The sequence below is a fragment of the Leucobacter komagatae genome (genome assembly GCF_000834055.1).
GTDB classification, from domain to species: Bacteria; Actinomycetota; Actinomycetes; order Actinomycetales; family Microbacteriaceae; genus Leucobacter; species Leucobacter komagatae_A.
On sequence record NZ_JXSQ01000004.1, the window covers coordinates 236,310 to 242,662 of the forward strand.

At 64.9% G+C, this 6,353-nt stretch carries 5 protein-coding genes; all 5 read left to right on the forward strand.

From position 1 onward, the window contains the following. The first annotated feature begins 47 nt into the window (after positions 1–47). The 5 genes from metX to SD72_RS05270 all read left to right on the forward strand — a co-directional run bounded on the left by metX (position 48) and on the right by SD72_RS05270 (position 6,248). Positions 48–1,253: a homoserine O-acetyltransferase MetX gene (gene metX, locus SD72_RS05250; protein ID WP_042543372.1), complete on the forward strand. Its 1,206-nt coding sequence runs from the start codon at positions 48–50 to the stop codon at positions 1,251–1,253. Positions 1,254–1,450: 197 nt separating this feature from the next. Next, positions 1,451–2,491, forward strand: a complete 1,041-nt coding sequence (locus SD72_RS05255; RefSeq protein ID WP_042543373.1) for a hypothetical protein — start codon at positions 1,451–1,453, stop codon at positions 2,489–2,491. Positions 2,492–2,494: 3 nt separating this feature from the next. Further along, entirely contained in the window at positions 2,495–4,033 is a 1,539-nt protein-coding gene (locus SD72_RS05260; protein WP_232299651.1) for a peptidoglycan-binding domain-containing protein, read from the forward strand. Positions 4,034–4,167: 134 nt separating this feature from the next. Further along, positions 4,168–4,860: an ABC transporter ATP-binding protein gene (locus tag SD72_RS05265; RefSeq protein WP_042543411.1), complete on the forward strand. Its 693-nt coding sequence runs from the start codon at positions 4,168–4,170 to the stop codon at positions 4,858–4,860. Then, entirely contained in the window at positions 4,857–6,248 is a 1,392-nt protein-coding gene (locus SD72_RS05270) for an ABC transporter permease (RefSeq protein WP_084766791.1), read from the forward strand. Before SD72_RS05265 ends, SD72_RS05270 begins: the two co-directional genes overlap by 4 nt. Positions 6,249–6,353 lie beyond the last annotated feature (105 nt).

Below are 6,353 nucleotides of genomic sequence, written 5' to 3' on the forward strand. Positions count from 1 at the left end.
CGTAACAATCGCACACCGGCCCGAGAACCAGGCCACAATAGGGAGTTATGGATTGGCAAACCCCTGAGGACTCGTTCCCGACAGACTTCATCACCGACGCGCAGCTCCGCGCGCTCATGGGTCGGCCACCGATCTCAGGTGGCTGGCGAGATGGGGATCCCGTCGGCAACCGCGAGTTCCTCTCGATCGGCGCGATCACGACGGAGGCTGGTGAGGAACTCAGCAACGTACGCATCGCGTATGAAATGTTTGGTGAACTGAACGCCGCGCGCGACAATGCGATTCTCGTATTCCATGCCCTCACCGGAGACAGCCACCTCGTTGGCGCGGCCGGCGCCGGGCACCCGACCGACGGCTGGTGGAGCGAGATCGTCGGCCCGGGCCGCGCGCTCGACACCGACAGGTACTGCATCATCGCCCCGAACGTGCTTGGCGGCTGCCAGGGGTCAACCGGCCCAGGGTCGCTTGCACCGGACCACAGCGAGTGGGGTGCGCGCTTCCCCTACCTCACCATTCGCGACCAGGTCGCTGCGGCTACCCGCTTCGCAGATGCGCTCGGTGTGGATCGCTTCGCCGCAGTCATCGGCGGATCGATGGGCGGGATGCACGCGCTCGAGTGGGGCATCATGAACCCCGAGCGCACCGCGCGTCTCGCCGTAATCGCAGCGCCACCCGTTACGACCGCTGACCAGATCGGCTTGAACCTCGTGCAGCTCGAGGCGATCCGCTCGGATCCCGCCTACCACGGTGGCGACTACTACGATTCGCCCGACGGCATCGGCCCGCACCACGGCCTCGCCACGGCACGCAGGCTCGCCCTGCTGAACTACCGCAGCAACACTGAGCTTGACGAGCGCTTCGGTCGCTCCTGGCAGTCCGCGGTGAGCCCGCTCGGCGGTGGCGGGCGCTTCGCGGTCGAGTCGTACCTCGACTTCCACGGCAATAAGTTCACGCGTCGCTTCGACGCGAACAGTTACGTCACGCTCGTGCAGGCGATGAACTCGCACGATGTTGGCCGGGGCCGCGGCGGTGTGCGGGCAGCGCTCCAAACGATCGAACTGCCAACGCTCGTACTCGGGATCCCGAGCGACCGGCTCTTCACCATCGAGGGGCAGGATGAAATCGCGCAGCACACTCCTGGCAGCCTCGACGGGACACAGGCAACCCGGATCGATTCGCCGTACGGACACGACTCGTTCCTCATCGAGTTCGAGCTCGTCGGCGCGCAGCTCGCGCGGCTGCTCGCCACGTAACTCATCCCGACCCCGCGGCGCCGAACACCCTGAACGTGTGAACGTTTGTCGCGGCGAGCGAACGCGCTTCATCACAGCTCGGCTCCGACACGCTGGTAAACGCCCGAGAAGAGATTCGAAGGCATGCTTTGTGTGCTAACTTTCAGATCGAACCAGGCTTCCCGGCAGCATTGCCCCACTTTGAATGAGGTTTCTTCATGGTCCGCAGAGTTCCAAAGGTGCTCCTCTCTGCCACTGCGATCGCTGCGGCGATGACGCTCACCCTTGCTGGTTGCTCAGCAAAGAGTGCGCAAACGCCCGATATGGAGGAAGGGCCGCTCAGCAAGTACCTCTCCGCGCTCTGGGACGGCGAGGAATACTCGGAAGAGATGTTCCAGGAGCAGCAGCTCAAGGCTGAGGAACTCATTGCCGAGTGCATGCAGAAGGAAGGCTTCGAATACGAGCCGGACGTGCAGAACCTGGGTACCTTCATGACAGAGGAGGACCAGGAAGGGCCGCAGTGGGGCAGCAAGGAGTACGCCGAGCAGTATGGCTACGGTTTCTCTGACAGCCCCGATCGTGAATCGATGGAAGAAAACACTGACACCTACGTCGACCCGAACGGTAAGTATCTCGACTCGCTGAGCGAGTCGGAGCGAGAAGCCTTCTACGAGACCCTGCACGGCCCTCAGCCAACCGAAGAGGAGTGGGCCCTCATGGAAGAAGAGGGCGAAAGCTGGTCCCCCGATATCTCTGAGCAGGGCTGCTGGGGCGCGGCGAACGCCGAAGCCAGACAGGGCCAGGACAACTACACTGCCGCCTCCGAAGACCCGGAATTCAGTGAGCTGTTCGAGGCGATCAACGAGGTGTGGAACACCGAGGGCAACGAGGAGACGGCCAAACTCGACCGCGAGTGGGCCACATGCATGGCAGACGCCGGCTACCCAGACTTCACGACCGCCTGGGACGCTCAGGACTTCGTCATGAATGAGCAAAACTCGCTCTACGACTACGAAAACCTTGGCGAAGACGAGATGCCTAAGGAGCCTTCCAAGCAGGAACTCGACGCGCTGAAGAAGCAAGAGATCGAAGTCGCTACCGCCGACTTCGCGTGCAAGGAGAAGACCGACTACGAGAAGAAGTCGGTGGAGATCATGTTCGCCGCTGAGCAGGAGTTCGTCGACAAGTACAAGCCCCAGCTCGACGCGTTGGTCGCAAAGTACCAGGTCTCCGCTGACTCCAAGTCCAAGGACAAGTAGCCAGTGGCGTTCTCATGGCGTCGTCGGGCAGGCGATGCCCGCGCAGCCGAGCAATCGCACCTCGATGAGGCAGGCGAAGACTCGACTCTAACGACCGAGCTCGATGCAACCGGAGACGATACCGGCGCCACAACGGACTCCGAGTCCGCAGCCGGGAAAAAGGTCCGTCTGCCGTGGACAGGGAGGCGACTCGTCGCACTCATAGCCGCGGTTGCCGTGGCTTCGCTGCTGCTCGGTATCGTCGTCATGCAGTTCATCGTGTCCCCCGCTACCCTCGCTGCACGTACCGAGGCTCCAGAGCCAGGCCCGGTCACAGCACCGGTCGAGAACAAGGTGCTTGAAAACACCGTCGTGCTTCGCGGTGAAGTGGGCTACGCAGACTCCGTGGCGGTGTCGATCGACGCCGCGGGCGGCGAGGCCAAGGCAGTCGTCACCGGACAGGTGCCAGCAGTTGGCGCAGTATTTAAGGCCGGAAATGTCGCGCTCGAGGTCGCTGGTCGCCCCGTGATCGTGTTGCCAGGTGAGCTCCCCGCGTACCGCAGCCTCAGCATCGGTATGCGCGGGCCAGACGTCACCCAGCTCAAGCAAGCGCTCTCGGCGCTCGGCTACGCGACAGGTGACATGAACACCGACACCTTCGACTGGGATACCGCGACCGGCCTTGGCGCGCTCTACGAACAGCTTGGGTACTCCGCAGCCACCGGCGGCGAAGAGACACGGGACATGCTGCGCAACGCTGAGCGCGCTGTGCGAGACGCCAACGTCTCGGCAGCTCAGGCGCAGGCCACCCTCGACGAGGCGCGCGCAGCGAAAGCACCGAACACCGCCAGCGAGCAAGCCGCGGCTACGGCAGCGTGGGAAGCGGTAAGCGACGCCCAAGAAGCACTCGGTGAAGCGCAAGCTGCGGTTTTGCCAACGCTGCCAGCAGGCGAAGCCCTCTTCCTCTCCGGCCTGCCGCGGCGCGTGGACGAGGTGTCCGTGAAGCGGGGCGACGTCCTGTCGGGATCCCCGATGAGCGTGTCCGGCGCGACGCTGTCGATCACCGGAACCGTCTCCAAGCAAGACGCTGACCTCCTTTCCGACGGGCTCATCGCCCAATTCTCGGCACCAGACGGCACCGACCTCACCGCGAAGGTGACGTCGGTCACCGCGCCAAAGAGCGGAAGTGGCAGTTCAGAAAACGGTGAAGGCGGAGGAAGCGGCGGCGGAAGCGGCGACGCAGGCGCAGCGCGCTACACCGTTGAACTCGAGCCCGTCGACCTCACAAACGAGCAAATCGACGAGCTACGCGGCTCAAACGTGCGTCTCCGGATCCCCGTTGCCTCAACCGACGGCGAAGTGATCGCAGTGCCGATTGCGGCACTGTCGGCTGGGTCAGGCGGCGAAGACCGCGTTGAGCTCCTCATCGATGTGCGCGATGGCCACAATGCCGAGACCGAAACCATCGTCGTCGAGGCGGGCCTCGCGGCAGACGGTTTCGTCGAGATTACCAGCGACGACGAGCGGCTCGCCCCTGGCGCGAAAGTCGTGGTCGGCAGGTGAGCAGCGTCGAGGAGCTGTTCCGCCAGGGACAGTCCGAGCCCGACACTGCGGCTACCGAAGCCGCAGGCGAACCCGACAGCGGCGCTGAGCAGGGGGCCACGCCAGCGGAAACCGCTCCGCAGCAGCCAACCGACATTGGCGACCCGAGCTACCCAGGGCCCATCGCCGAGCTCACAAGCGTGACGCGGTTCTTCCCAGGCCCGCCCCCGGTCAACGCGCTCCGTGGCATCGACCTCACCGTTGGGCGCGGCGACTACCTGGCAATCATCGGCCCGTCGGGTTCAGGCAAGTCGACAATGCTCAACACCCTCGGGCTGCTCGATCGTCCCAGCACGGGCACCTTCCTCTTCGAGGGCATCGACGTCGCAGGGCTCAGCGAAGATGAACGCGCCGGGCTCCGTGCCCGCGCAATCGGCTTTGTGTTCCAGTCCTTCCACCTCATGCCGACGCGCACGGTACTTGAGAACGTCATGCTTGCCGGCACCTACGCCGGACTGAGCCGCGACGAGCGCGAACCGCTGGCTCGGCGCGCGCTCGACAGAGTGGGGCTCGCGCACCGTATCGACTTCACCCCAAACACGCTCTCCGGCGGCGAACGACAGCGCGTCGCCATCGCCCGCGCAGTGTGCACCTCGCCGCGACTGCTCCTCGCGGACGAGCCGACGGGAAACCTCGACCGCGCCAACTCCGAGTCCGTGATGCGGCTGTTCGATGAGCTGTCTGCGGACGGCCTCACGATCGTCATGATTACGCACGACGAGGCCGTTGCACAGGCGGCCGGACGACGGGTGCGAATCAACGACGGAGAGCTCACGGTGATCGAATGACTTCCGATCAGAAACGCCCCTCACGCCGGCAGCGAAGGCGCGAGGAGCAGGCAGCCGGCGCTGACGCGAACATCGACCCAACAGCAGCGGAGTCGGCTAAGAAGTCGCAGCCTGGCAAGATCCGCTCGTTCTTCTCACGCAAGCTGAGACGTGAGCAGCGCGCGAAGAAGCCCGCGCCCGCCGCAGTATCGTGGCGCGATCTCTTCCGGGAATCACTCGAGGGCGTCGGCGCGCGCCCCTCTCGACTACTCATTACGCTCGCCGGCACCGTGCTCGGTATCGCGTCACTCGTCGCAACGATCGGCTTTGCACAGACCGCCGGCGGGCAAATCGCGCAGCAATTCGATGCGCTCGCTGCGACTCGTGTCACCGTCGAACCCGGCACCGCGAAAGCCGCCGGAGGAAAGGAACGCTCGACCACACGTATCCCCTGGGACGCGGTCGACCGGGTGAGCACACTCGCCGGAGTCGAGCACGCCGCGCTCTACGCGAAGGTCGAAAGCGTGAAGGACGTCACCACCGTCCAGGTCAACGATCCTTCTGCCGCCCCGAAGGCGCCGCCGCCCGTCGTCGCAGCGTCACCGGAGCTACTCGAAACCGTCGCCGGCCGGATAGAGGTCGGCCGCTTCTTCGACGCCGGACACGACGAGCGTCGCGACCGGGTCGTAGTGCTCGGCAAGGAAGCTGCAGAGCGCCTTGGAGTGAACCGCGTCACGGGCCAGCCCGCCATTTTTATCGAGGACCGCGCATATACCGTGATCGGCATCCTCGACAAGGTTGGCACGAGAAACGCGCTCCTTGACTCAGTGATTGTCCCGGTGAGCACCGCACGCGGAGAGCTCGGCCTCACAGCGGCGACCAGTCTAGACATTCGCATCGCAATCGGCGCGGGCGAGGTGGTCGCGAGGCAGGCACCCATCGCCTTGGACCCGAACTCCCCCGATGCGTTCAAAGTCGCTGCGCCTTCAAACGCGAACGCGCTTCGCGAGGGCGTCGAAGCAGACGTGAACGTGTTGTTCCTCGCCATCGGCATCGTCGCGCTCATCGGCGGCGGCATTGGTATCGCCAGTGTGACGCTCATGTCGGTGAGCGAACGCAGGGGCGAAATTGGGCTCCGCCGCGCGCTTGGTGCGCGCACACGCGACATCGCGAGGCAGTTCATGATCGAGTCCGTCGCCACAGGCGTGCTCGGCGGCCTCATGGGTGTGGTTGTGGGGCTCTTCGCGCTGATCGGGGTGTGTCTCGTGCAACAGTGGACGCCGGTCATCGCGCCTTGGGCAGCACCGCTCGGCGTGGCGGTTGGAGCGATCGTTGGGCTCGCGGCAGGATCCTATCCCGCCATCAAGGCGGCGCGGATCGAGCCGGTCGACGCACTGCGCGACGCGTAACTCCGTCGGCACTCCCCCGGCCTACCGGCCTACCGGCCTAAAGGCCTAAAGGCCGACTGATCCACCGAGCCACCGAGCCACCGAGCCACCGAGCCACCGATCCAC

What these genes read in the sequence shown, in the direction of transcription:
- metX (WP_042543372.1), top strand. Translation starts at nt 48, where the DNA reads ATGGATTGGCAAACCCCTGAGGACTCGTTCCCGACAGACTTCATCACC.
- SD72_RS05255 (WP_042543373.1), top strand. Translation starts at nt 1,451, where the DNA reads ATGGTCCGCAGAGTTCCAAAGGTGCTCCTCTCTGCCACTGCGATCGCT.
- SD72_RS05270 (WP_084766791.1), top strand. Translation starts at nt 4,857, where the DNA reads ATGACTTCCGATCAGAAACGCCCCTCACGCCGGCAGCGAAGGCGCGAG.